Source organism: Streptomyces hygroscopicus subsp. hygroscopicus, from assembly GCF_001553455.1.
GTDB classification, from domain to species: domain Bacteria; phylum Actinomycetota; class Actinomycetes; order Streptomycetales; family Streptomycetaceae; genus Streptomyces; species Streptomyces hygroscopicus.
This window is the reverse complement of the sequence record NZ_BBOX01000507.1, coordinates 1-3,727: the sequence shown is the minus strand read 5'-3', so window position 1 is coordinate 3,727 and position 3,727 is coordinate 1. Positions and strand designations below refer to the sequence as shown.

Annotated in this window: 2 protein-coding genes and 1 pseudogene; all 3 read left to right on the top strand. The window is 76.4% G+C overall.

From position 1 onward, the window contains the following. The coding region (locus AXW62_RS37535; RefSeq protein WP_159061047.1) for a DUF3152 domain-containing protein at positions 1 to 885 on the top strand (885 nt) is incomplete at its 5' end. Between the two features lie 202 nt (positions 886 to 1,087). Next, positions 1,088 to 2,944 carry a DUF3492 domain-containing protein gene (locus AXW62_RS37530; RefSeq protein ID WP_060948322.1) on the top strand — a complete coding sequence of 619 codons (1,857 nt, stop codon included), beginning with the start codon at positions 1,088 to 1,090 and terminating at the stop codon, positions 2,942 to 2,944. Between the two features lie 122 nt (positions 2,945 to 3,066). After that, a pseudogene (locus AXW62_RS37525) lies at positions 3,067 to 3,727 on the top strand (hypothetical protein); the annotation flags it as partial.

Genomic DNA, 3,727 nt, shown 5'->3' with positions numbered 1-3,727 from the left:
GGGCGGCCGACGGGCGGGGGCGGGCCGGGCAAGGCGGTGAGGACGCCCGCCGGCAAGGGGGCGCGCGGTGTCGCCAGGGGCGGTAAGGGGCGCACGTTAACCGGTGTCGCCGCCGCGGCCGTGACCACGGTGCTGGCCGTCGTGGTGGCCGGGCAGGTCGCCGGCGGTCCGCAGAGCGGCGGCAAGACGCAGACCCGGGGCGGCACGGAGCAGGGCGACGACGCCGCCTCCCGTACCGACGACGGCCGCGGGGCGGCCCGCGCCACGGGCTCCTCCGCCCCCGTCACGTACGACGAGAAGATGGCGGCCGTCTATCCGCTCGACGCCGACCTGCGCGGCTCCGGCGCCTTCCGGACCGTCGGCGGCCACGACAAGGCGCCCGGCCGGGGGCAGGTGCTGCGCTACCGCGTCGACGTGGAGAAGGGGCTGCCGCTCGACGGTGAGCTGTTCGCCGAGGCCGTGCACAAGACGCTGAACGACGACCGCAGTTGGGGGCACGGCGGCGTTCGCACCTTCGAGCGGGTCTCGTCCGGGCACGCGGACTTCGTCGTCACCCTCGCGAGCCCCGGGACCACCGCGGCGTGGTGCGCCAAGTCCGGCCTCGACACCACCCAGGACAACGTCTCCTGCGACTCGGCGGCGACCGAACGCGTCATGATCAACGCCTATCGGTGGGCGCGGGGCGCGAAGACCTTCGGCGACGACAAGATGCACTCGTACCGCCAGATGCTCATCAACCACGAGGTCGGCCACCGTCTCGGCCACAACCACGAGCTGTGCACCCGGCAGGGCGCGCTCGCGCCGGTGATGATGCAGCAGACCAAGTTCCTGTCCACGGACGGCGTCACCTGCCGCCCCAACGCCTGGCCGTTCCCCAGGGGCTGACGGCCCGGACGGCCCGTATAGCGCGCCGCAACGCCTGAAGTCCCGATAGGTCACGTGCGTTCACCCCTTCCGGTGGTGCGACGGACAACCGTCCATCGCACCACGGCCCTGCGCGCATAACGTGCTCCCGCTGCCTGACGGCGGCCGCCGCCGGTGCGGGCGGCGGGACGAACGGCCCGTTTGGGAGATCGGGGGTGCGCTCATGCGCGTGGGACTGCTCACGGAGGGTGGGTACCCGTATGTGGACGGTGATGCGCGGGCGTGGTGCGACCGGCTGGTGCGCGGGCTCGCCCAGCACGAGTTCGAGGTGTACGCGCTCGGCCGCGGCCCCGGTCAGCGGGCCGGGAGCTGGGGCGAGCTGCCGCGCCAGGTCAGCCGGGTGCGCACCGCGCCGCTGTGGGGCGAACCGGAGCGCCGCCGGGGCGGCCGGGGCGGCCGTCGGCAGCGTCGGCAGTTCGCCGGGCACTTCGCGGAGCTGGCCGCGGCGATCAGCGTGCCTTACGGTTCCGGCGCGCCCCATGGCTCGGGCGTGCCCGGCCGGTCCACGGTGCAGGCGGACCGTTTCGCCAGTGGTCTCTACGGACTGGCCGAACTGGCGGGGGAGTACGGCGGGCTGTCCACCGCGCTCCGCTCCGAGGACGCCGTCAGGACGCTGGAGCGGGCCTGCCACGCCCCCGGGACACCGCGCGGCGCGCAGCAGGCGCGGCTCGCCGATCTGCTGAGCGTGGCCGAGGCGCTGGAGCGCGCGCTGCGCCCGCTGTCGCTCGACTGGTACGGCGGCTCCGGCGACCCGGGGCTGTCCGGGGTGGACCTGTGCCACGCGGCGACCGGCGGCGCGGCCGTGCTCCCCGGGCTGCTGGCCAAGCGCCGCTTCGGCACCCCGCTGCTGCTCACCGAGTACGGCGTACGGCTGCGCGAGCGTTATCTGGCGGGCGCGGCCGACGCCGGGGACGGCCGGTCGCTCTCCGGGCCCCTACAGGCCCCTTCCGGCGCCGCACAGGCCCTCTCCGGGCCCGTGCGGACCCTGCTGGCCGCGTTCCACGGCCGGCTGGCCGCCGAGGCGTACGCACGGGCTGACCTGATCACCCCAGGCAACACCCATACGCGTCGCTGGCAGGAGCGGTGCGGCGCCGACCGGGAGCGGCTGCGCACCGTCTACCCGGGCATGGACGCCGCCCGCTTCGCCGAGGTCGGCGAAGCGGGCGGCGTCCATGCCGGCGGTGACGACCGGACGCTGGTCTGGGTGGGCCGGATCGAGCCCCCCAAGGACGTCATCGCCCTGCTGCACGCCTTCGCCGAGGTGCGCCGGTGGCAGCCGGACGCACGGCTGAGGATCATCGAGACCCGCGGCGGCGAGGACCCGGAGACGGACGGCTATCCGGCCCACTGCCGGGCCCTGGCCGAGCACCTCTTCCCCGATGAGGCGGCGGACGCCCACTCCGCGGGGGACAACCCGGTCTCCTTCGAGCGGCTCGGCGACCCCGAGGTGCCGACCCTGGCCGACGCCTATGCGGCGGGCGGCGTGGTGGTGCTGTCCAGCGTGGCCGAGGGCTTTCCGGTCGGGCTGGTCGAGACGATGTTCTGCGCGCGGGCCACGGTGTCCACGGACGTGGGCGCGGTGTGCGAGGTCATCGGCGGCACCGGTCTGGTGGTGCCCCCGCGCAATCCCCGGGCGCTCGCGGAAGCGTGCCTGGCGCTGCTGAACGACCCCGAGCGCGCCGCGCGCCTGGGCGCCGCCGCCCGCGCCCGTGCGCTGGAGCTGTTCACCGTCGAGCAGAACGTCGCGGCCTTCCGCGGGATCTATCTGGAGCTGATGTCGCACTGCCCGGTGCGGCGCGACGAGGCCGGTGAGGGCGGCGGGCCGCGGCCCTTCGCCCGTCCCGCCGAGGCCCATGTCCCGGGACGCTGGACCCCGGGCCGCGACGGCGACCGCTTCGGCCACTGGCTGCCCGGTCCCGCGGCCTCCCGGCCCGCCTCGGAGCACACCCCCGCCTGGGCCGACCCACCGCCGTGTGAGGCGCTGGGCGTGGGTCCGCGGCCGTCCGAGGAGGGGGCGTGACCGGATCTCCCCGATCTCCTCAGTCTCCTCGGTCTCCTCAATCTCCTCGGGTTTCCCGATGGGACGGCCCGCTCGGCCCGGCCTCCTGCGACCGGGGCCCCGCCGCCCCGTCCGCGTCCCGGGTGCCGGTCTCCCGGCGGCCGGACGAGGCGTCCCCGCGCGCCGGCGCCGGGAAGGGGCGGCGGGGGCCCGCCGATCCGGTGCGGGCGCTGATGCACCGCCACCACGACCTGTGCGCCCGTGCCGTCGATCCGCTGGAGATCGCCGCCGGGCTGGAGGCACACGGTGTGACGGACCGCACCGCCGCGCGTTTCCGGCACCGTGATGTCTTCTCGCTCGCCGAGGAGCTGTACGCCCGGGTGCCGCGCGCCGAGGAGCCCGCACCCCCGCCCGCGCCCGAACCGGGGCGTGCGCCGGGGGCGCGGGTGGGGCTCGGGGCGCTGTGGCTGCTGCCGGGCGCCCTGTGCGCGGCGACCGCCTCCGGCGTCTGGCGCCTCGGTGCCGTCCGTAAGGACGCCACCGCGGACCTCGCCATGGGCCTGGCCTGCGCGGTCGGCGCCGTCCTGGTGATCGCCGCCCTGTGGCCGTGTCTGAGCCGCGGCCCCCTGCGCGTCCGTTGGCGCGGGGGCGGGGCCCGTATCGCGCACGCCCTCGGTGTCGGCTGGCTCCTCGGCTACGCCGCCGCCGGGGACTGGCTGCTCTCCGGGTTCCTCGGCGGGCGCCGCCCTTACGGAGCGGCGCCCGCGGCCGGGGCCGCCGTCGTCCTCGCCCTGGCCGTCGCAC